1 pseudogene is annotated in these 254 nt (G+C 61.4%); it reads left to right on the top strand.

Features of this window, described 5'->3' with window-relative positions:
* Positions 1–127: 127 nt before the first annotated feature.
* Positions 128–254: pseudogene (locus tag J7U37_RS25040) on the top strand (transposase); the annotation flags it as partial.

The raw sequence follows: 254 nt of genomic DNA, 5'->3' as shown, positions 1-254 counted from the left end.
AGCGCCAGACCCTGATGGATCGCCGCTTGCGCCACCACGCGCAGGCCGCCTAACCTCCTACCCCAGATGGACCAGAGCCTCTGTCCCTGAACACCGCTGAATGTCCCAAATCATCTGACGACGGACAACTGAGGTCACGTATTACCGCTGGCGGTCGGAGTACGGCGGCCTGAAGGGAGATCAGGTCAAGCGGTTGAAGTCTCTGGAGACCGAGAACCAGCGGCTTCGTCGGGCGATCTCCGATCTGACCTTGG

It is taken from the genome of Methylobacterium sp. 37f (assembly GCF_023093475.1).
In the GTDB taxonomy this organism is placed as follows: Bacteria; Pseudomonadota; Alphaproteobacteria; order Rhizobiales; family Beijerinckiaceae; genus Methylobacterium.
The sequence above is the reverse complement of the archived record's forward strand: the minus strand, read 5'-3'. Positions and strand labels throughout refer to the sequence as shown.